The sequence below is a fragment of the Pseudomonadota bacterium genome (genome assembly GCA_016927275.1).
Lineage (GTDB): Bacteria > UBA10199 > UBA10199 > 2-02-FULL-44-16 > JAAZCA01 > JAFGMW01.
On sequence record JAFGMW010000079.1, the window covers coordinates 1 to 19,404 of the forward strand.

The window sequence follows — 19,404 nt, forward strand, 5'->3', positions numbered from 1 at the left end:
ACGACTCCACCGTTGGCTAGAGAGGAAAAGTTTATTGTCTGTAATTCCACAAGGGCCGCGCCTCGGCCAAGGTTACCAAGGTAAACTGACAGCGACTCCGGCCCTTTCCTCGTCGACTGGCGCGCTCGCCTCGTGTCGCGCGCGGGCGCCGGACATCCCCTCCTGCAGCTGCGCGTTCGCTCCGTGTACCAGTTCGGGTTTCGGATCGGCACGCCCGTTTCGCTACGGCTCCTCGCCTCAGACGCCGTCTCGTCGCCTGCGCCTCGGACGCCGGAGCATATACGCTACTGTATCCGGCGTCCTCAGACGCCGCTCACCGGCCGTCCCGCTCCAAAACCCTCAATGGGACCACTATGCTCAATAATAAAAAATCGGAGCGCCCCAGGTGAGCCACTTTACATTATTGTCAAGCAGAGAGAGATGGAGTAAGGTATGTTTATTCGAAGTCTAATAACTTACGATCACAAAATAGCAAATGGGGTTCGTTATGTTTAAGCTTTATTGTATTGGCGCGTTACTCATCCTCTTAGTGACGAGTTGCAAGAAAGGTACTGAGTTTCAGCATATCGAACCGGCAGAACATACGAATACAGCTTTGATTGAAAGGAACCCATCTAAGGTCATGAATGCAAGCGCGTCCGAGTGCATCGAGAAGTGTGGTGATGATTATCATGCGTGTCGTGAACTTGTTAGTAATGCTGCCGCGTCTATTTCAGGAAAAACATTGAGACAGAACGCCGACGCATTTTCTGAGCTTAATATACGGTCTTCTGATGGGAAATATTCTGGGCGTGAGGCGATCGATAGATTTGACAGTGAATGGATTGTTGTTGACAGAAAACCCGGATCATCGATTGCTCTCAGACCCAATAGTCCAAAGCTGTCTGGCGAAATCGTTCTATCAAATGACAATTGTTTGAATAAATATAATGAGTGCAGAGAAGAGTGCAAATGAAAGATGATAATAAATCTTGGATAAAAAGATGTATGTCATCTACGGCCTTTAAGAGCGTATTCCTCTCTTTGGTGTCAGTGTTTTTTGGTGCCCTATTAACGTTTACTATCCAGTATGTGTTGCAATGGCAAACTTTCGTTCATAAGAAAGAATTACTAATAAGCAAAGATTACCCAAGATATGCGCAGGACATATATAAGTGCACTATCTCTTTTACGGCGGACATTTATTCTTTTCAAACTGATCTGGGTTTTATTGTGCATGACAACGTTGACTCAGCCGTTGTTCAAAAATATGCGCAAGAGATAAAGAAGAGTTACTACGATTGCGATTATGCACTGGAATCGGCTGAGCTCTTTATGTTGGGTATAGGTATAAATGTGGAGTCTGATGTGAATAAAGCAAGATCTGCATTGACGAGTTTAAGAGATACAGCTTTAGATATTCTTAAGAGAACGCAAAAAGCAGATGACCAAAAGGTAGATCTAATTAGTGACGCCGACATGTCCTTAAATGAGTTTGATAAGGAATTTAACTGTCTTCTTACTCTTCTTAAAAATAAAGTGAAAAATTATCTCAATTAATATCCCAACATAATTCCGGGGACGCGAGAGTTAATGTCATACAGTGCGCGAGGCACGAGATGCCGCCATGACGGGGCGCTTTGGCGGTGATTTTCGCAGCGTGGCTCGAGGAGGCCGGATACAGCAGCCCTATAATATACCGGCCGACGAATGCCCCCGACGAGACGGCGTTTGAGGCGAGGAGGGATAGCGAGAAAAGCACCGCCAAAGCGCTTCGTCTGCTGAACTAGTAACAATTAGGGCCTTTGGAGCCTTTGGGTCGGCGGGTGGATGCGTGGTGGCCCTGGCCCGCGCAGTACTCCGAAGCACTCCGTCTGACAAGTTTGACAAGCTGCGCTTATCTCATGGAGATCGATCTTGCCCTTGGGCCTAGGTCCTGATAATGGTCGCATAATTACATGAGGGCGCATATGGGCGGTTTCAATTGCAGGGTCATGCCGGTCGATGTCTTCAACAGCACGGCGGCAGAGCAGGGCATGAGCGTCGCGAGCCGCGACGGCCTCGTCGATCGCAGGGACACCTTCGAGCAGCAGTCAGAGAATGGGGCAAAGAGGCTTGCGTTCGGCAGCCGCAGCGTGCAGTCGATCATAAGGCTCTGGCGTTCGGATTGCCAGGCGCTCAAGAGGCGCGCTGCTTCCCGAGAGTTCAAGGCCCTGGCCAGGGCATTCAAAATCGAGTTCGGCCCGCCCGCCGCGATGGCCGAAGGCGAAGCGGAGAGGTTGGGGGTCTACAAAAACGGCAGGCACCTCTTCGACGTGGACGCCTCCTCCGGCGCGGGGGCCGCAGGCCCGGCTCCGTCGGCGCAGTTCACCGAAAAGCAGCTCGCCCGACTCATCTCCGAGGGCCTGGGGGAGGCGCTCCCTGCAAGGTACAGCGCCCGCGTGGAGATCGGCCCCGAGGCGCTCTCGGAGATGATGCGCATGGGCGTGCGCATCGATGAGGCGAGGCAGGAGATAAGGGGCCCTTCAGGGGAGCTGTTCTGCTACGGGGGCTCGGCCGATTCCGGCTTCACAAAGGATGTGACGATCGAGGCGCCCTCCGACACCTCACTCAGGGTCACGATGCTCTCGGAGGATGGAAAAGAGCGAGTTGCCATCTTTCCGCTCAAGCCCCGCGGGGGTCCCCCGGCAGCCGAGCCGGCCATCGGGCCGGAGCGGACGCCCATCCCGGACGACCCCTACGGGGACGACGACTCCGAACCGCCTGCCGAGATACGGCCTGCCATCGAGCGGGGCAAAAAGGGCCGCATCCTCACAGGCCCCGGCATGAGCATCACCGTGTACGAGTGAGCCGGGCCTTGTGCTCATGACCCCTTATCCGGTCCCTCACGGCTCCTGGCATGTGTGGGTGGCGTCGGTCTTCTTGAAGTGCTGCACGCATCTGGCCACCGGGCAGTCGAATATCTTTATCTCCTGGTTCACCTTGAAGTCGGTCTGAGGGTGCATGCTCGTTCCCGAGGGGTACATGAGCGCGAGGGTGTCGAGCAGAAGCCCCCCGCCCTCGGTGAGCCCGTGGTTGGAGTGCATGGTCATGGTGGGCGTCGCCTGCCCCGGCACGATCGGTATCTGGGTCCCGGACTCGTTCTCGTCGATGGTCTCGATGTTTATGGTTTTCGTGGTCCCCCCCTCGGTCACCGTCATGGAGCGCTTCTCGAGCCACATCATCGGATCGCGCAGGATCGGCCCGTAGAACTGGTCCAGCACCTGGTTCGCCGAGATGCGCGCGTAGCCCTCCACGATGTCCGGGTTGCCGGGGATCGGGATCGGGGACTTGAGGCAGCCCGTCGGCTTTGCGCACTCAGCTGCAAAATCGATGTACGGCGTCACGCCGAACGTGCTCGCCTCGGGATCGGGCAGCCTGCGGAGCGCCGTGGGCCTCTTCGCGGTCAAGTCGAGCGTCGCCACGCACCTGGTGCCGTCGGTCCTCTTGATCTCCACCTCCAGATTCACATCGCCCTGGATCGCGCTCGGCGCCTTGGCCTTGATCTCGACCTGCCTCGTCGCGGGGTTGGGGCCTCCGGCCGTGAAGCCGATCTTGTCCCCGCCCCGCGTGATCGACCATTTGTAGCCCTGCGCCCAGCCCTTCGTGAGGTAGGCCTTGAGCCCCACGGGCGGGACGAGCGGGCTGCCGCAGCCGTAGATCACGGTGGGGTCGGTGGTGTACTGTATGTGACACTCGGGGGTCTTTATCTGCAGGTACAGCGCGATGCTGGAGCCGGGCTTGCAGCCGGGGGTCGACTGCGAAGTGCTCCCCACCTGCTTCGTGATCTTTATCTGGTCGCGGTCGAGGAGCGCCTCGAACTCCTTCTTCTTCATATCCCACTCGGCGCCGTAGCAGCCGAGCGCCTCGATGGCCTTGCGGTTGGCGGAGGTGAACATGACGCTGGGCGACTCCGCCTCTATCCTCATCCTGTCGCCCTCGGAGCTGCCCAGGATGACCCAGCTGTGCAGGCGGCCGTACCTGTTGTCGTCGCTCACCTCGGACCTTGCGATGGTCTCCCAGTGGGTGCAGTGGCCGGGGATGCCGGAGCTGGCCTTGAGGCACTTGCGGCCGCCGACGTATTTCGTGTCTATATCGGTCGAGATGGTGTCGAACGAGTAGTTCTTCTTGCCGGTGAACTTCCCCTGCTTGAGGCTGTACTCGCGCTTCACGATCAGGTTCCCCACGAACTCCTCGACCACCTGGTACGAATGGTCGGTCCACACCCAGCCCCTGTATGGGGAGGACCTGAAGCCGCCGCTCACGACTATGAGGCCGGTGAGCGGGAACGCCTCGGGCATCTCAATCGTAGCGTTGTCGCCGGTCCTGGGCATCTGCCCCTTGAACGAGTTGAACTGGGCGTTGATGATCTCGCGGCGGCGCTTTATCTCCTCCTCGGGGGTATCGGCGGGCCTGATGTCGGCGACCGGTGTCTGTCCCAGATCATCCAGGCCGGCCTGCAGCGCTTCCTCCGCGAGTTCCTGAAGCCTCCCCAGTATCTCGAACCTGCGCTGAATGCTCGCCCCCTCGGCCTCCGCCTCGAGGGCCGCCGCCTCGGCCTCTATCTCCCCCAGGGTCCTTGCGTGGGCGGCGCCGCAATATATGCTCAGGACAAGGGCCGCTGCGAGGAGGGGAAACAAATATTTCTTCAAATATTTCATAAGGAAACGCTCCATTTTTTGCCTTCATATCAACAGCGCGTCTGTCTAGCAAAGAAAAAGGTGTCCCCCGGTTTGCAACCCGTCGAATTACAAGCCGAAATAAAGGCGATCGTTCACTTGACCCGATCGGGCAATCCTAATAAGAAGCCTAATTCATTGACTGAAAGGGTTTTTTCGTTATAAGTGTCGCATAATTTCGGGGGTTCCGATGGTCGAGAGACGCAGCTTCGAGCAGGCGATGGGGGATCTCGAGGGCGTGGTGAAGAGGCTCGAAGGGGGGGAGCTCACCCTCGACGAGTCGCTGGCCGCGTTCGAGAAGGGGATAAAGCTCGCGCGCGAGTGCGAGGCCGGCCTCGCCGAGGCCAAGGGCAAGATCGAGCAGCTCATCAGGAATTCGCAGGGCGATATCAAGGCGGCACCGTTGGATGTCAAATGACTCACGGGTTTCGTGAGTCGTGAATCGTGAATCGATCTGCGACTTACGGACCCCGTTGGGCAACCGGTAAAAATTATGGATCTCAACTTCTATCTGAGGGAACGGGCGGGCTGGCTCGAGGCGGCGCTCACACGCTCGATCCAGGACGAATCGATCCCCGAGACGCTGCGCCGCGCGATGCGCTACAGCCTCGAGGCGGGCGGGAAGAGGATTAGGCCCATACTCTGCTTCGCAGGCGCAGAGGCGGCGGGCGGCAGCGCGGACCGCGTGATGCCCGCGGCGGTTGCGCTCGAGATGATACACACGTTCTCCCTCATCCACGACGACCTGCCGGCCATGGACGACGACTCCATGCGGCGCGGCAAGCCCACGAGCCACAAGGTGTTCGGCGAGGCGGTTGCGATCCTCGCGGGCGACGGGCTCATCGCCGAGGCGTTCTCGGTCCTCTCGGAGCTCAAGGGGGGCGTGGACCCGCGGGTGCTCGTCGAGGCCATACACGACATCGCCTCCGCGACGGGAGGCCGCGGCATGACCGGCGGCCAGGCGATCGACATCGAGTCGACGGGGGCGGCGCTTTGCGAGGCCGATCTCGCGAGGCTGCACCGCTACAAGACCGGCGCTCTCATCAGGGTCTCGGCGGTCACAGGGGCGCGCCTCTCGGGCGGCACGCGTGAGCAGCTCGATGCGCTCGGCCGCTACGGCGAGTGCGTGGGGCTCGCGTTCCAGATCGCGGACGACATCCTCGACGTGGAGGGGGACCAGTCCGAGATCGGAAAGGACGTGGGCTCGGACCAGGCCAAGGGAAAGTCCACCTATCCGGCCGCCATCGGGATCGAGGCGGCGCGCGGGCAGGCCAGGGCGCTCGTCGACCAGGCGGTCTCGGCGGTCGCGATCTTCGGCGAGGCGGCCGAGCCGCTCAGGCAGATCGCGCGCTACATAGTGGAGCGAAAGAGATGAAACAGCACACGACCGAGTTGAGGATCTCCACGCGGGAGCCGATGGAGTTCATAGACATCACCGACGAGGTGAAGAGGGCGTTTTCCGCGAGCGGGGTGACCGACGGCGCGCTGACCGTCTTCACGAGGCACACAACGACCGCCGTGAAGGTCAACGAGCGCTGCGACAGGCTCCAGCAGGACATGCTCGATGTGCTGAAAGGGGCGGTGCCGGCGCGCGGCTGGCGACACGACGAGGGGACCGTTGACGGGAGGCCCAACGCGAGGGGGCATCTGATGTCGATGTTTCTCAACTCCTCCGAGACCATCCCGGTCTCCGGGGGGAGCCTCGCGCTGGGCGGCTGGCAGTCGGTCTTCCTGGTGGAGCTCGACGGCCCGCGCACGGAGCGCAGGGTGATAGTGAAAGTCATGGGTGAGTGAACGGTAAACAGTGAATGGTGAATAGTTGGACGATTTACGGGACCCGGGGATATTATGAACCAACAGGAGAGACAGGGTTTCTACGCCGACGAGGGTTCGCTCGACCGCGACTCCTATCTCACGTTCTCGTACATGATGGAGTGCGCAGGCTCCCCGCGCGAGGTCGCGGCTGAGCTCGCGCGCGAGCAGTCCACGGCTCAGTGGAAGAGGCCGGGCGAGGACGAGGACTACAGGCCGCGCCATGCGGCGCGCGTGGTCTCGGTGGAGCCGGTCGAGGAGTCGGAGCTCTCCGCGTTCGGCGCGAGGCATCCCGAGGGGGGGCGCTTCTCGCGCGCGAGGGTCCGCATCGCGCACCCGCACGGTAACTTCGGCCCCAGGCTGCCCAATCTCCTCACCGCCGCGATGGGCGAGGGCGCCTTCTTCACCCCCGGGGTGAGCTCGATCAAGCTCCTCGACATCGAGTTCCCCGATTCCTTCCTCGCGAATTTCAGGGGCCCGAGGCACGGGACCCGCGGCATCAGGCAGATCCTCGGCGTGGAGGGGAGGCCCGTCTTCTTCGGAGTGGTGAAGCCCAACGTGGGGCTCGACCCTGCGAGCTTCGCCTCGATCGCCAAGCAGGCCTGGCTCGGCGGACTGGACGTGGCCAAGGACGACGAGATGCTGGCCGACCCCGGCTACTCGCCGTTCGAGGAGCGCACGAGGCTCGCGGGCGCAGCGAGGCGCGAGGCGGAGCAGGAGACCGGCGAGCGCAAGATCTTTCTGGCCAACGTCACCGACGAGTACGACCGGATGTTCGCACTCGCCGAGATCGCCGGGAGGAACGGCGCGAACGCCCTCATGCTCAACGTGATGGCGATCGGGCTCTCCGCCGTGCGCTCGCTCGCATCGCGCACGGAGCTCCCGATAGTCGCGCACTTCGACTGCATAGCCCCGATGTCTCGTCATCCCCACTTCGGCGTCTCCACGGCGCTCATGACGAAGCTCCAGAGGATCGCCGGCTGCGACGCGATCATCATGCCCGGCTTCGGGGCCAGGATGATGACGCCGGACGAGGAGGTGATCGCCAACGCCGATGCGGCGAGCGCAATGCTCGGCTCTATGGCGGCGGCGCTGCCGGTTCCGGGCGGGAGCGACTGGGCCGGCACCTTGCCAGCGATGTACCAGAAACTGAGGACGGCCGACTTCGGGTTCGTCCCGGGCAGGGGCGTCTTCGGCCACCCGGACGGCCCCGGGGCAGGGGCCGCGAGCCTCAGGCAGGCCTGGGAGGCTGTGGTGGCCCGCGTCTCGATCGAGGATCACGCGCGAGAGAGGCGGGAGCTCGCGCGCGCCGTCGAGGCGTTCGGCAGGGGGGCCTCGGGCGCGCAGGTGTCGGTCCGTTTCCCTTTCGAGGCCCGCGGGTTCACCGGCGCGCCGCTCATGTTCCAGCGCAACTAGGGGGGTATGTCATGAAAAGGGCCCTTTCTCTCATGCTGCTCGCCGCGTTTCTCGTCGTGCCGATCGTGGCGAGCGCGGGCGTGCCGCCGAAGGTCCTCGCGGCGGTCCTCGAGGCCTACCCGCCGGCTCAGGACCACAGGGCGCTGCACACCGCGTACGAGCAGCCCGATCCTGCGAAGATGCGCGGCTTCGCTGTCGTGGAGAAGGGCGGGATACCGGCCGAGCGCGCCCGCTTCTACATCAGCTGGTCCGACTACGACTACAGGGGCGCGGTGGTCCGCGTGGGAGACGGGGATGGGATTTCCACCCGCCGCGGGGGGAGCTACACCTATCTCAAGAGGGGCGACGTGATGGCCGTTGCCGGGGTCAAGGAGTTCAACCGAACCATATACCTCAAGCTCCTCTCCTCGGATGTCTACGTGCCGGAGAACCGGGCGAAGGAGAAGCACCACTCGCGCGTCACGGTCATGCTCGGATTCGATTTCCCGAAGGAGGTCCTCGACCGCGACGACGCCGGGGAGGTCCTCAGGGTGATCGGCGAGTGGGTGAAGCCTTTCGGGACTCTGAAGGCTGCCGAGGCATACGCGGAGGGGCTCATCCCACCCGCCGCTGCGCCTGCGCTCGCGGATGGAAAAAGGCCGCCCGCGGCCTTAACGGAAAAGGAGAGGATGAAGGCGCTCGAGGAGAAGATCGACGCCGCCAGGCGCGACCTCGACAGCGCCGAGAAGGAGCTCGGCGTCCTCAAAAGGTCGAAGTCCGAATAGGGTTTATGCCGCATCGTCCGGGTCCGCGCGACGGACGCGTCCCCTGTCACCTCTTCAAAAACTCGTCCAGCACGGTGTCGAGGGTCGGCTCGCCGATCTCCTCCAGGTCGTAGCGCACGCGCATCGACGGCTTGTCCACATCTATCACGCGCCTTATGTCGATGGGGCTGCCGATGAGGACCAGGTCGCACGGCGTGGCCCTGATGGAGGCCTCGAGGTCCGCGAGCTGGTCCTCGTAGTAGCCGAGCGCGGGGATGAGCTTGCCCAGGTTGGGGAACTTTCCGTAGGCTTCCTGTATCGAGCCCACGGCGTAGGGCCTGGGGTCCACTATCTCGGCGGCCTCGAACTCGTCGGCAGCCACCATGCCGGCGCCGTAGCTCATGCCGCCGTGGGTCAGCGTCGGACCGTCCTCGATCACGAGGACGGTCTTGCCCTTCACGCCGGCCGGGTCGTCGACCGAGATGCGCGATGCGCCCTTGATGATCTTCGCGCCGGGGTTGCAGTGCCGCACGTTCTGCATCACCGTGTTGAGCTGCTCGGCGCTGGCCTGCTCGTACTTGTTGATGACCAGCACGTCCGCGGTGAGGAAGTTGGTCTCGCCCGGGTAGTAGCTGCGCTCGTGCCCCGGGCGCAGCGGGTCGAGGACCGTTATCTCGAGGTCCGGGACGACGAACGGCATGTCGTTGTTGCCGCCGTCCCAGATGATGACGTCCGCTTCCTTCTCGGCCTGCCGGACGATCGCCTCGTAGTCGACGCCGGCGTATACCACCAGCCCCTTGTCGACGTACGGCTCGTACTCCTCGCGCTCCTCGATGGTGCAGCTGTGCCGGTCCATGTCCTCGTACGAGGCGAAGCGCTGCACCGCCTGCTCGGCGAGGTCGCCGTACGGCATCGGATGGCGTATCGCGACCACGCGCTTTCCGCGGGCCTTGAGGAGCTCAACGAGCTTGCGGGAGGTCTGGCTCTTGCCGCACCCGGTGCGGATCGCGCACACGGAGATCACAGGCACCTTGGCCTTTATCTGCGTGAAGTTGGGAGCGAGCAGCATGTAGTTGGCGCCCGCCGCGAGCACCTGCGAGCCCTTCTGCATGACGTACTCGTGCGAAACGTCGCTGTAGGAGAACACGACGAGGTCGACGCTCTGCTTCATTATGATGTTTGTGAGCTCCTCCTCGGGATGGATGGGGATGCCCCTCGGGTAGTCCGGCCCGGCGAGCTCGCGGGGGTATCGCCTGCCCTCGATGTTGGGTATCTGGGTCGCGGTGAAGGCCACGACCTCGTAGTCCGGGTTGCCGCGGAAGTAGGTGTTGAAGTTGTGGAAGTCTCGGCCGGCTGCGCCCATGATGAGGACCCTCTTCTTCGTCATGAAGCCTCCTTGCGGGTGTGAAGAGTCCCCGCTGCGTATCAGGCCGACGTGCAAAAGGCAAGCGGCCGCAGGCGGCATATCTATTCATGGGATTGCGTTTTTATGCGATCGGGAATCGAGCCTGTCGCTTCGGCCGATCGAGGGCGCCGCGTCAGATTCCGAACGATGCCCCCACGGCCTTCGCGGTCGTGACGAGCCGGTGGTCGGGCGTTACGAGCTTGAGGCTGCATGTCGCCTCGCCGAGGGGGACCGGGACCAGGTCCTTGCCCCTGAGCGCGACCATGTTGCCGAACATCCCCTCCGCCGCGAGCTCTGCGGCCCTGGTCCCGCAGCCGGTGGCGAGAACGCGATCGTAGAACGATGGGGAGCCGCCGCGCTGCATGTGCCCGAGCACCGCGACCCTGGACTCGTGGCCGGTTCCTTCCTCGATAAAAGTCGCCACGTGTTTGCCTATTCCGCCGAGGCGGATCGGGTCCGGGCTGTCGCTGACAACGGAATCGACGACGTGTTTTTCGCCCGCCGCGTGCGCCCCCTCGGAGACCACCACGATGCTGGAGCGCTTGCCCCTGGCCGAGCGCTCCTCGATGGCCGATATGACCTTCTGCCTGGAGAACGGCATCTCTGGGATCAGTATGACGTCGCCTCCGCCCGCGAGCCCTCCCTCGAGGGCGATCCATCCCGCGTAGCGGCCCATGACCTCGACGACCATCACCCTGTGATGGGCGTCGGCCGTCGTGTGGAGGCGGTCCAGCGCGTCCGTGACGAATGCGCACGCCGTGTCGAAGCCGAAGGTCTGGTCGGTGCACCGGAGGTCGTTGTCTATGGTCTTGGGCAGACCGATCACGTTGGGCCACAGCTCCGCCAGCTTCGCCGCTATGGTGAGCGTGCCGTCTCCGCCTATGCAGAAGAGCGCGTCCAGCCCCCATCTGTCGATGTTGGCCAGCGCCTTCTTCGTGCGCTCCGTCTCGACCTCTTTGCCGTCCCTGAGGTCGAAGGGACTCGCCTTGTTCGATGTGCCGAGGATGGTGCCGCCGCGCGGGAGTATGTTGGCCACGTCGTCGGACGTGAGCGGCCTCGCCTGGCCTTCGATCAGCCCCTCGTAGCCGTCCTGGATGCCGATCACCTCCCACGAATAGTCCAGGATCCCCTTCCTCGTGATGGCGCGCACCGCGGCGTTCAGCCCCGGGCAGTCGCCGCCTCCGGTGAGCACCCCCGCTCTCTTTATCGGCATTGCGATCCTCCTCGCGTCATGCGGCGTCAGGGGGGCGATCGGGCAGCACCACGCTGAATGCCGTGCCCTCCCCGAACCTGCTCTTCACCTCTATCGTTCCGCCGTGCCTCTCGACCAGGAGCCTGCAGATGGGGAGACCGAGCCCCGACCCCTCGCTCCCGCCGGACTTTCCCTCCCTGATCCGGCGGTATGGCTCGAAGATCCCGGGGAGGTCCTCTTCCCTGAGTCCCTTGCCCGTGTCCTCCACGTCGATCCGCACGCCGTCCGGGAGAGGCCGTCCGCTCAAGGTGATGCTGCCGCCGCTGTCGGTGAACTTGGTGGCGTTGCTGATCAGGTTGATGATCGTCTGCCTGATCCTGTCCGCGTCGCAGAGGATCTTCTTCCCCTCCGGCGGGAGGTTGAGCGTCAGGGACACACCCTTTTCTTCCGCGGCGGGCTTCATGAGATGGAACACGTCGCCGAGCATCTCGTTGAGGTCGGCCATCTCGAAATGCATCTCCATGCGTCCGGTCTCAAGCGTGGTCAGGTCGAGGAGCTCGTTGGTGAGCCTCACGAGCCTCTCGACGTTCCTCAGGGCGAGCGTCAGGCGTTCCCTCTGCCTGTCGGAGGTCGGTCCGTCGACGCCGTCCCGGATGATCTCGATCGCCTGCTTGATCGTCCCGAGCGGGGTGCGAAGCTCGTGGGACACGATGGTGGTGAGCTCGGTCTTTGCGCTGTTGGCCCTGTCCAGCTGGATGTTGGACAGCTCGAGCTCCTTTCTGGAGAGCTCCAGCGAGACCAGCATCCTGTTGATGGATCCGCTGAGGCTAGCGATCTCGTCGAAGCCGGAGACTTTCACCCTCGAGGTCCCCTTGCGCTCCGCAGCTATTTTGTTCACATCGCCCTCGAGCCTGAGCAGCCTCCTGAGTATCGCGCTCTCGGTGATCATAGCGGATCCCAGCCAGAGGGCGAGTCCGACGAGGAGCACGGCGACTATGAAATACCTCATGGCGTAGCTGGCGGCGAGGTATATCTGCCTCGGGAGCTCGGTCCTGATTATGACGCCCCTCTTTCCCGTTATGTCCCTGATCAGCCCGTAGCCGGCGATCCTCTCGCTGTCGAGCGCTGCGATGTGTATTTTGTCTTCCGGCGACAGACGCCCCGCCGCTACCGACACGTCGGGCGGCAGATCAACCAGATCGGCAATGTGGACGGAGAGAGGCCCCGGTATTAGCCCCTCGCAGGAGGCTATCTTCCGGCGGTCCATCTTCCTGCCCATTATGAGGGTGCCGTGTCCCCGGCCGCCCAGCCCCCTGGCGAGTATCCGGTGCGCCGATACCATCACCGGGAACTCGGACAGGATCAATATCCCCTTGACCCCTGCGCCCCCCTCCGGGGGCTCGAAGAGGATCGGCGCCGACTCGAGCGCCTCGAGCCAGCCTTTCGGCACGGGGGCGTGCCTGCCCTCGGCGGCGTCGGTGGCTATCGATATGAGCTGCTCGCCGGCGCCGTCGAATATGCTCAGCACGTCGATCCCCATCGCCCCGAGCGTTTCGGGGTCGAGGTGCCGCTCGACGTACCGTTGGCCGGGGGAGGCTACGTAGTCGTAGGTGTCCTTCGCGTGCGCCCAGTCGGCCGCTATGGAATCGATATCCTCTATCTCGTTTTCGATGATCTCCACCGCATTTTCCGCGTTCTCCAATGTCATCTCCCGCTCGATCGCCACGAACCTCTCCAGGATGATGAACCTTGCGAACGCTATGACGATCAGCGAGCCCGCGAGGAGGGCAGCCCCGTTTATCAGGTGCATTTTGGTCCTGACTCTCATGGTCTGCGCGCGCCCCCTTTTTGCTGCCGCCTTTGATCGACCGGGCAATCCTATAGTCTATATTCTTAAAAAACAATATCTTACTGCAGGGGGGCGACGCCTCGAACGATCCGGGAGCGATGACATCCATTTCCTTGACCGCGCCGCTTTGGGGCATTACAAAGATCAATGACCAAAGGGGGTGACCCATGAAAGCATCGAACCGTTTTATTTCTGCGGCCCTTGCAGCGGGGGTTGCGCTTGCGTTCGCCGCGTCCGCCTGGGCGGTCAAGCCGCCCTCCGAGAAGGAGAGGGCGGAGAACAGCAGGGACAAGCACGAATGGAGCGACCTCAAGCCCGGGAGGAAGGGATACACCAAGGGCGGCAGGTTCTGCGAGTGCGGGGTCTCGGCCACGAACGAGAACGAGTGCTACGTCCCCAGGGCAGGGCAGCTCTGCTGCAACCCCAAGACCGGGGAGTGCAGGATGCTCGAGATGGGCAAGGTCAACACGCCCTGGTAAGGGCCTCAAGGAAAGGACGCTCAGATGGCAGGCACGATAGACGAGATCACCATAAACTGGACCGACGAGGCCGACGGCAAGCAGAAGGTCCGCGAGCTCAAGAAGGAGGTCCTCTCCCGCGGGTCGTGGACGACCATCATGTTCATGTACCAGGACCTCGACAACAAGAGCGGCGAGTTCGGGCCCCCGAAGATCAGGATCCAGCGTTTCCAGAAGAGGGGGGGCGAGTTCAGGCCGCAGAGCAAGTTCAACATCTCCAACGCCAAGCAGGCTTACCAGATAGTCGACGTCATAGGGAAGTGGTTCCCCGATCGGCCCCAGGGCGAGACCGCGGCGGACGAGCAGACGGAAGAGGAGTGACCCCGCTCAGCCCTTGCGGCTGTCCATGAACATCTTCACCATGTCTATCGGTATCGGGAAGACCGTGGTCGAGTTGTTCCCGCTGGCTATGTCGACCAGTGTCTGAAGGTAGCGCATCTGCAGCGCCATGGGGTGATCCTTCATCATGGCCGCCGCCTGCACGAGCTTCTCCGCCGCCTGCTGCTCCCCCTCGGCGTTGATTATCTTGGCCCTGCGCTCGCGCTCCGCCTCGGCCTGGCGGGCCATGGCCCTCTTGAGCTCCTCGGTCAAATCCACGTGCTTGACCTCCACGTTGGAGACCTTGATGCCCCACGGGTCGGTCTGCTTGTCCAGGATCTCCTGTATGTTGTCGTTTATCTGCTCGCGCTCGGAGAGCAGTGCGTCGAGCTCGCGCTGGCCGATTACGCTGCGGAGCGTGGTCTGGGCCATCTGGCTGGTCGCGAAGGCGTAGTTCTCGACCTCCACGATCGCCTTGTTGGCGTCCATCACGCGGAAGTAGACCACCGCGTTGACCTGCACGGAGACGTTGTCCCTGGTGATGATGTCCTGAGGCGGGACGTCGAGCGTCACTGTGCGCAGCCCCACCCTCACCATCTTGTCGATCGGCTTGAACACGAAGATGATCCCCGGCCCCTTGGGTTTCGGCAGGAGCCTCCCGAGCCGGAAGATCACGCCCCGCTCGTACTCCTTGAGGATCTTCACGCAGGAGAGCAGGTACAGCGCTATGAACGCTATGAAAATGCCCATCGGGGATACGGTCATCGCTCCTCCTTTGTTGTCGGTTTTTCGGACGCCTTGACTTCGAGCGCCATGCCGTCGGCCCTAACTACCAGCACGGAGTCGCCCGGTGCAAGTCTTATCGGCCCCGTGGCCTCCCATATCTCGCCGTGGACGAAGACCTTGCCTCTGCCCCCGCTCCAGGAGCGCACCTGCCCGGTAGCGCCCGCCATGCCCTCGGTGCCGGTCGAGGCTCGGGGCCTGCGGGACCGGGCCACCAGCCACCCGAGGAAGGCGACGACCGCGAGCGTGGAGAGGCCGAACGCCGCGGCCAGGGGCACCGAGACCCTCATGAAGTCGTGAGGCGACTTGAAGAGCATGAGGGAGCCGGCGAGCAGCGACACCAGGCCCCCGAGCGTGAGCATGCCGTAGCTCGTCACCTTCACTTCGGCGATGAACATGGCGACGCCGATCGCGATCAGCGCGAGCCCGGCGTAGCTGGTGGGGAGGACCTGCAGCCCGAAGAACGAGAGCACGAGGCAGATGGCGCCTGCGATGCCCGGGAACCCGACTCCCGGCGTGGTGAACTCGAAGAGCAGGCCGTAGAACCCGAGCATGAGCAGAACGTAGGCCACGTTGGGGTGGGCCAGGGCGGCGAGCAGCCTCTGCCTCAGGTCCTTGGGGATGTCCACGATCTGCCTGCCCGCGGTCGCAAGCCTCAGGCTCTCGCCCGCGATCTCGACCGTGCGGCCGTCGATCTTTCTGAGGAGCTCCTCGGAGTTTTCCGCGACGAGGTCGATGACCCCGAGGCTCAGCGCCTTTTCCGCGGTGATCGACGCGCTCTCGGTGACGGCCTTCACCGCCCACTGCGCGTTCCTGCCCCTCTCCCTCGCCAGGGCCTCGGCCCAGGCGGTGGTGTCCTGCAGGATCTTGTCCTCCATCGGCTCCGCCTTCGGCTCGTCCCCCTTCTCATCGGGGCCGATGAGCCTGTCGATCAGCCTCGAGAGCCCCTCCCTGGGCTTCGGTTTTTCGCCGATCTGCACAGGGTGGGCTGCGCCGATGTTCGTGGAGGGCGCCATCGCGGCCACGTCGGCCGAGAGCGTGATGAAGACCCCGGCCGAGCCGGCGCGCGCGCCCCTCGGCGACACGTAGGCCACGATCGGGACGCTGGAGTTCATGATCCTCTTCACGATGGTCCTCGTGGATGCGAGCAGCCCGCCCGGCGTGTCGATCTCGATTATGAGGCAGGCAGCGCCCCTTGCCTCCGCCTCGTCTATCGCGGCGGTGATGTACTCCGCTGTGGGCGGGTTTATGATCTCGTCGTCGAGGACCGCCCGAAAGATCTCACCCTTGGTTTCTGCAAGGGCCCCGCTGAAGAGGGCGAGGGTCAAAACAATTAGCGGCAGTGCGGTCCTTCCAAAGATGCGCATGCATGGAGTTATGATTTTATCGGGCGCGGATGTCAACCAACCTAACTGTTTGTTTTGCATGATTAATTACTTAGCAACTTGCGGCGGCCGCTGCCGATAACTATCATGAGGCGGCAGAGGGATTATGAGGGTCATATCGGCATCCATCGCATTGGCTTTCGCGCTGCTTGCGGCAACGGCCGCGTTCGCGGGGTCCTGCCCCACGCGCGGCAACAGCCTCGAGGAGTTCAGAAACTGCATGGTCCCGCTCAAAGGCACGATCGGCACCGCATCGGTCTACTCCTCGGGCCGCTATGACCAGAGCCACAAGGCGCTCATGTCCGCGATGGCCCGCGGCAGCGGCGTGCCGCCCCAGGTGATGCCCGCCGCGTCGGTGGGGCCGTATCCGTTCGTGGGCTACTACAGCCCCTATTTCAGATTCGCCAATGCCTACATGTACGGCATGTTCGGGTTCAACACTCCCCACACCATGAATCCCTATCTCTTCGGCTACACCCGATACAGCAGGTAGCCCGCCCTTTGACTTGCCGCGTCGCTCCACAGACTGTATACTCCGCGCCGATTCCACGGAGACTCGCGAGCGTCGATGATGCGGCCTATAAAACCGTTCAAACTCGTTCCGGGCGACAGGATAGGGATAGTCGCGCCCGCCTCCTCGTTCATGAAGAGAGGCCTCACGCTAGGCATCGACAAGCTCAGGTGGTGGGGCTTCGACCCGATCGTGCCCGAGAAGGTGCTCGAGCACGCGCGCAGGCCCTCGGACAGGGAGCGGACGCGCCGCTACCGCGAGAAGGCGGAGCAGATCGTGCAGATGTTCAGCGATCCCTCCATCAGCGCGATCTTCTGCGCCGAGGCGGGCTACGGATCCATCGCCATCCTGCCGTTTCTGGAGGAGGTGGACCTCTCCCGTCACCCCAAGATATTCGTGGGTTTCTCCGACATCACCCTCCTCCTTTTGTACTTCCACATGCGCTACGGGTGGGTCACGTTCCACGGCCCGACCGTGGCGCAGGAGCTCTACAAGGGGATGCCGCCGACCACCGAGATCGCGCTCCAGGAGGCGATCACGAGCGACGGGAGGCCGGGCGACATCTACGGCCGCGACCTCGAGGTGATAGTGCCGGGCGAGGCCAGGGGCCGCATCATCGGCGGCAACCTCTCCAGGATGCTCATGACCCTGGGCACCGGCTTCGAGATAGACACCAGGGACAGGATCCTCTTCATCGAGGAGGTGGACGAGGGGCACATAGAGATAGACGGCAACCTGAATCACCTCAAGCTCGCCGGAAAGCTCGAACGCATAAGGGGCGTGGTCTTCTCCGAGATGGTGGGTTGCATGGGGGGCGACCGCAGGGCCCTGCTTCGGTACCTGAGGAGGTTCTTCAGCGGGGCGCAGTACCCGGTGCTGCAGGGGCTGCCCCTGGGCCACGGGATAGAGAACATCACGATCCCGATCGGCGTCAAGGCGAGGATATCGTCAGCCCCCCCAAGGCTCTTGATCGAGGAGGGGGGAGTGCGCTAAAGACCGTGACTAGTGACCAGTGACTAGTGACTGGCGTCAAAATCACAGACCACAGACCACAGACCACAGATGAAGAGGTTATGATGGGGCAGCAGTTGAAACAGGCGCTTTTGAACGCGGGCATCGTCACCAGGGAGAAGCTCAAGGACATCGAGCGCGAGAAGGTGAAGGCCAGGCACCTCAGGAAGGGCGGCCGGGTGCGCGAGGACCAGATCCGCATCGTGTGCGAGGCGTGCGAGAAGAGCGCGCCCGACGTGGAGCGCTACGTGCACAGGAACAGGCTCATCGAGGGCAAGGAGTGGCTGTGCCTGCGCTGCGCGGACGAGTACCAGATAAGCGACGAGTTCAGGACCACCGCCCAGAGCACGCAGTCGAAGCAGGGGTTGTTCATAAGGCAATACGGCCGCACAAAAAAAATCTAGAAGTAGTCCATCCCGACCATCAGGAGCTTCTCGATCTTCGCGATCGCGTCGGTGCGCGCGATCAAAAGGACCCGGTCTTTCGGCTCTATCACCGTCTCGCCGTGCGGCACCATCATCGCCCCGCCCCTCTGCACGGACAGTATCACCACGCCCTTGGGGAGCTTGAGCTCCTTGATCGGCCTGTTGACGATGCCGGAGGTGGGCATCGCCTCCGCCTCGATGAACTCCGCCTCGTCCATGAGGGACGAGGCGTGCAGGACCTTGCCCTTCCTTATGAAGTGCAGGATCGTGTTTCCGGCGAGCTGCCTCGGGTTCACCGCCACGTCTATGCCGAGCGCGCCGATGAGCCTCTGGTACCCTCGGTTGTGCGACAGCGCGATCGATATGCCGCAGCCCTTCTTCTTTGCCAGCAGCGCCGACAGTATGTTGTCCTCGTCGTCCTTGGTCACGGCGGCGAAGGCGTCCATGTCCTCTATGTTCTCCTCCTCGAGGAAGTCCTGGTCCGTGGCGCTGGTGTTGAGGATCATCGACTTGTTGAGCTTGCGCGAGAGCGCGGAGCAGAGCCGCGGGTCCGGCTCCACAATCTTGACCGCGACCCCCTGTTTTTCCAGGGATGCGGCCAGGTACATGCCTATGAATCCTCCGCCGTAGATCATGATGGATCCCGTGCGTTCACCCTTGTGGCCGAGCAGCTCCATTGACTCCTCGACCCTGTCGGACTCGGCCGCGAAATAGACCGTGTCGCCCGGCATGATGCGGCTGTCGCCCATGGGGATGAGGACCTGGTTGTTGCGCACGATCGCCGCGATCACGCAGGGCCCGCCCTCCCCGAATTGCTTGATCTCGCGCAGGGGGCGGTTGATGAGCTCACTCTGCCTGCGGGCCATGGCGCCGACCAGCTTGATCCTTGCGTCGAAGAAATCCATGATCTCCACGGAGCCGGGGAGGTCGAGGATCTTGAGGATCGCGTGGGCAGCCTCCCTGTCCGGGTTGATGAGCAGGTTCACGTTGAACTTGCCCTGGAGAAGGCCCTCCTCCAGCTCGAACTCGGGATTCCGGATTCGAGCGATGCGCCTGGCCTGCGGGGCCTGGATGCCGGCGAGCGCCACAGCCAGCAGGTTCACCTCGTCGCTGTTGGTGACCGCGAGCACCATCTCCGCGCCGGCGACGCCCGCCTCGGCGAGGAGCCTGGGTGATGCGCCGTTGCCCACGATGATCTTGGCGTCGATGCTCTCCTCGAGTTCGTCGACCACGCGCTCGTCCTTCTCGATTATTATCACCTCGCGTTCGTGCTCGATCAGCTTCTCCGCTATGAAGCGGCCGATCTCGCCGCCGCCTATTATGAGTACGCTCACGGTTT

19 protein-coding genes are annotated in these 19,404 nt (G+C 62.7%); 12 read left to right on the plus strand and 7 right to left on the minus strand.

The window, feature by feature from the left end:
• The first annotated feature begins 951 nt into the window (after window positions 1-951).
• Both JXA24_05210 and JXA24_05215 read left to right on the plus strand, forming a co-directional pair.
• Window positions 952-1,539: a hypothetical protein gene (locus tag JXA24_05210; protein ID MBN1283157.1), complete on the plus strand. Its 588-nt coding sequence runs from the start codon at window positions 952-954 to the stop codon at window positions 1,537-1,539.
• Between the two features lie 410 nt (window positions 1,540-1,949).
• Entirely contained in the window at window positions 1,950-2,828 is an 879-nt protein-coding gene (locus JXA24_05215) for a hypothetical protein (protein ID MBN1283158.1), read from the plus strand.
• 36 nt (window positions 2,829-2,864) lie between these two features.
• Here the strand turns inward: JXA24_05215 and JXA24_05220 are convergent, their stop codons facing one another.
• Window positions 2,865-4,658 (minus strand): hypothetical protein, encoded by a 1,794-nt coding sequence (locus JXA24_05220; GenBank protein MBN1283159.1) that lies wholly within the window; start codon window positions 4,656-4,658, stop codon window positions 2,865-2,867.
• Between the two features lie 229 nt (window positions 4,659-4,887).
• On the opposite strand from JXA24_05220, the gene JXA24_05225 reads away from it, so the two are divergent.
• From JXA24_05225 to JXA24_05245, 5 genes are all read left to right on the plus strand, one after another.
• A complete protein-coding gene (locus JXA24_05225; GenBank protein MBN1283160.1) occupies window positions 4,888-5,115 on the plus strand; it encodes an exodeoxyribonuclease VII small subunit in 228 nt (75 codons plus the stop codon).
• 75 nt (window positions 5,116-5,190) lie between these two features.
• Window positions 5,191-6,072, plus strand: coding sequence for a polyprenyl synthetase family protein (locus JXA24_05230; GenBank protein ID MBN1283161.1), 882 nt, complete (start codon window positions 5,191-5,193; stop codon window positions 6,070-6,072).
• Window positions 6,069-6,491 (plus strand): YjbQ family protein, encoded by a 423-nt coding sequence (locus JXA24_05235; GenBank protein MBN1283162.1) that lies wholly within the window; start codon window positions 6,069-6,071, stop codon window positions 6,489-6,491. The genes JXA24_05230 and JXA24_05235 overlap by 4 nt, the downstream gene beginning before the upstream one ends.
• Before the next feature lie 54 nt (window positions 6,492-6,545).
• Window positions 6,546-7,925 carry a ribulose 1,5-bisphosphate carboxylase gene (locus JXA24_05240; protein ID MBN1283163.1) on the plus strand — a complete coding sequence of 460 codons (1,380 nt, stop codon included), beginning with the start codon at window positions 6,546-6,548 and terminating at the stop codon, window positions 7,923-7,925.
• Window positions 7,926-7,936: 11 nt separating this feature from the next.
• A complete protein-coding gene (locus JXA24_05245) occupies window positions 7,937-8,689 on the plus strand; it encodes a hypothetical protein (GenBank protein ID MBN1283164.1) in 753 nt (250 codons plus the stop codon).
• Window positions 8,690-8,735: 46 nt separating this feature from the next.
• On the opposite strand, the gene JXA24_05250 is transcribed toward JXA24_05245, so the two are convergent.
• From JXA24_05250 to JXA24_05260, 3 genes are all read right to left on the minus strand, one after another.
• Window positions 8,736-10,055 (minus strand): GTPase, encoded by a 1,320-nt coding sequence (locus JXA24_05250; protein MBN1283165.1) that lies wholly within the window; start codon window positions 10,053-10,055, stop codon window positions 8,736-8,738.
• Window positions 10,056-10,206: 151 nt separating this feature from the next.
• Window positions 10,207-11,286: a 6-phosphofructokinase gene (locus JXA24_05255; protein ID MBN1283166.1), complete on the minus strand. Its 1,080-nt coding sequence runs from the start codon at window positions 11,284-11,286 to the stop codon at window positions 10,207-10,209.
• A gap of 16 nt (window positions 11,287-11,302) precedes the next feature.
• Window positions 11,303-13,093, minus strand: a complete 1,791-nt coding sequence (locus JXA24_05260; protein MBN1283167.1) for a hypothetical protein — start codon at window positions 13,091-13,093, stop codon at window positions 11,303-11,305.
• 188 nt (window positions 13,094-13,281) lie between these two features.
• On the opposite strand from JXA24_05260, the gene JXA24_05265 reads away from it, so the two are divergent.
• Together JXA24_05265 and JXA24_05270 are read left to right on the plus strand one after the other, a co-directional pair.
• Window positions 13,282-13,593 carry a hypothetical protein gene (locus JXA24_05265; protein ID MBN1283168.1) on the plus strand — a complete coding sequence of 104 codons (312 nt, stop codon included), beginning with the start codon at window positions 13,282-13,284 and terminating at the stop codon, window positions 13,591-13,593.
• A gap of 24 nt (window positions 13,594-13,617) precedes the next feature.
• Window positions 13,618-13,953, plus strand: a complete 336-nt coding sequence (locus JXA24_05270) for a hypothetical protein (protein MBN1283169.1) — start codon at window positions 13,618-13,620, stop codon at window positions 13,951-13,953.
• A 6-nt stretch (window positions 13,954-13,959) separates the two neighbouring features.
• Here JXA24_05270 and JXA24_05275 read toward each other — a convergent pair whose 3' ends face one another.
• Together JXA24_05275 and JXA24_05280 are read right to left on the minus strand one after the other, a co-directional pair.
• Window positions 13,960-14,715, minus strand: coding sequence for a slipin family protein (locus tag JXA24_05275; GenBank protein ID MBN1283170.1), 756 nt, complete (start codon window positions 14,713-14,715; stop codon window positions 13,960-13,962).
• Window positions 14,712-16,100 (minus strand): nodulation protein NfeD, encoded by a 1,389-nt coding sequence (locus tag JXA24_05280; protein ID MBN1283171.1) that lies wholly within the window; start codon window positions 16,098-16,100, stop codon window positions 14,712-14,714. Before JXA24_05280 ends, JXA24_05275 begins: the two co-directional genes overlap by 4 nt.
• A 124-nt stretch (window positions 16,101-16,224) precedes the next feature.
• Here JXA24_05280 and JXA24_05285 point away from each other — a divergent pair, with 124 nt between their 5' ends.
• The 3 genes from JXA24_05285 to JXA24_05295 all read left to right on the plus strand — a co-directional run bounded on the left by JXA24_05285 (window position 16,225) and on the right by JXA24_05295 (window position 18,044).
• A complete protein-coding gene (locus JXA24_05285; protein ID MBN1283172.1) occupies window positions 16,225-16,611 on the plus strand; it encodes a hypothetical protein in 387 nt (128 codons plus the stop codon).
• A gap of 78 nt (window positions 16,612-16,689) precedes the next feature.
• Complete coding sequence (locus tag JXA24_05290; protein ID MBN1283173.1) at window positions 16,690-17,622, plus strand: LD-carboxypeptidase; 933 nt, start codon at window positions 16,690-16,692, stop codon at window positions 17,620-17,622.
• A gap of 83 nt (window positions 17,623-17,705) precedes the next feature.
• A complete protein-coding gene (locus JXA24_05295) occupies window positions 17,706-18,044 on the plus strand; it encodes a hypothetical protein (protein MBN1283174.1) in 339 nt (112 codons plus the stop codon).
• Here the strand turns inward: JXA24_05295 and trkA are convergent.
• A complete protein-coding gene (gene trkA / locus JXA24_05300) occupies window positions 18,041-19,399 on the minus strand; it encodes a Trk system potassium transporter TrkA (GenBank protein ID MBN1283175.1) in 1,359 nt (452 codons plus the stop codon). The two genes, JXA24_05295 and trkA, sit on opposite strands and share 4 nt — an antisense overlap.
• Between the last annotated feature and the right edge of the window lie 5 nt (window positions 19,400-19,404).

Excerpts from the sequence above, each read along its gene's own strand:
- JXA24_05210 (MBN1283157.1), top strand. The coding sequence starts at position 952 with ATGAAAGATGATAATAAATCTTGGATAAAAAGATGTATGTCATCTACG.
- JXA24_05215 (MBN1283158.1), top strand. The coding sequence starts at position 1,950 with ATGGGCGGTTTCAATTGCAGGGTCATGCCGGTCGATGTCTTCAACAGC.
- JXA24_05225 (MBN1283160.1), top strand. The coding sequence starts at position 4,888 with ATGGTCGAGAGACGCAGCTTCGAGCAGGCGATGGGGGATCTCGAGGGC.
- JXA24_05230 (MBN1283161.1), top strand. The coding sequence starts at position 5,191 with ATGGATCTCAACTTCTATCTGAGGGAACGGGCGGGCTGGCTCGAGGCG.
- JXA24_05235 (MBN1283162.1), top strand. The coding sequence starts at position 6,069 with ATGAAACAGCACACGACCGAGTTGAGGATCTCCACGCGGGAGCCGATG.
- JXA24_05240 (MBN1283163.1), top strand. The coding sequence starts at position 6,546 with ATGAACCAACAGGAGAGACAGGGTTTCTACGCCGACGAGGGTTCGCTC.
- JXA24_05245 (MBN1283164.1), top strand. The coding sequence starts at position 7,937 with ATGAAAAGGGCCCTTTCTCTCATGCTGCTCGCCGCGTTTCTCGTCGTG.
- JXA24_05250 (MBN1283165.1), bottom strand. The coding sequence starts at position 10,055 with ATGACGAAGAAGAGGGTCCTCATCATGGGCGCAGCCGGCCGAGACTTC.
- JXA24_05255 (MBN1283166.1), bottom strand. The coding sequence starts at position 11,286 with ATGCCGATAAAGAGAGCGGGGGTGCTCACCGGAGGCGGCGACTGCCCG.
- JXA24_05260 (MBN1283167.1), bottom strand. The coding sequence starts at position 13,093 with ATGAGAGTCAGGACCAAAATGCACCTGATAAACGGGGCTGCCCTCCTC.
- JXA24_05265 (MBN1283168.1), top strand. The coding sequence starts at position 13,282 with ATGAAAGCATCGAACCGTTTTATTTCTGCGGCCCTTGCAGCGGGGGTT.
- JXA24_05270 (MBN1283169.1), top strand. The coding sequence starts at position 13,618 with ATGGCAGGCACGATAGACGAGATCACCATAAACTGGACCGACGAGGCC.
- JXA24_05275 (MBN1283170.1), bottom strand. The coding sequence starts at position 14,715 with ATGACCGTATCCCCGATGGGCATTTTCATAGCGTTCATAGCGCTGTAC.
- JXA24_05280 (MBN1283171.1), bottom strand. The coding sequence starts at position 16,100 with ATGCGCATCTTTGGAAGGACCGCACTGCCGCTAATTGTTTTGACCCTC.
- JXA24_05285 (MBN1283172.1), top strand. The coding sequence starts at position 16,225 with ATGAGGGTCATATCGGCATCCATCGCATTGGCTTTCGCGCTGCTTGCG.
- JXA24_05290 (MBN1283173.1), top strand. The coding sequence starts at position 16,690 with ATGCGGCCTATAAAACCGTTCAAACTCGTTCCGGGCGACAGGATAGGG.
- JXA24_05295 (MBN1283174.1), top strand. The coding sequence starts at position 17,706 with ATGGGGCAGCAGTTGAAACAGGCGCTTTTGAACGCGGGCATCGTCACC.